The sequence below is a fragment of the Gilvimarinus sp. 1_MG-2023 genome (genome assembly GCF_030548285.1).
Genome location: NZ_JAUOSC010000346.1, coordinates 1 through 369 on the forward strand (window position 1 = coordinate 1; position 369 = coordinate 369).

Consider the following 369-nt stretch of genomic DNA (forward strand, 5'->3'; position numbering starts at 1 on the left):
GTGCAAGGGGGTGAGGCGGTTCTGAATCTGCGCTTTCTGCCGTGTCCGGATGAGGATACCTCGATGTCGTGGGTATTGCCGCGCGGATTTATTCCGGCGGCCAATATCGCCACTGCAGTACAGGCGCTGGCAGCGGTTGGCCATTTGATGCCTGAAGAGGAAGTGGTCAAAACCCTCAAGCGCCTGCGGGTTCCTGGCCGTTTGCAGGGCTGGCAGTGCCTGTGCCCGGATGGACGACAACTCAGACTGACGCTGGATGTTGCGCATAATGAACAGGCCGCTGCGTATCTGGCCACCCGAGAGCAAGAGGTGGATGGCATTCTGCTGGCCATGCTGGCCGACAAGCCGGTAGAAGCGGTGGTGCAGGCA

Annotated in this window: 1 pseudogene; it reads left to right on the forward strand. The window is 60.4% G+C overall.

Annotated elements, in window-relative coordinates:
* Positions 1-63 precede the first annotated feature (63 nt).
* Positions 64-369: pseudogene (locus tag Q4563_RS17120) on the forward strand (hypothetical protein); the annotation flags it as partial.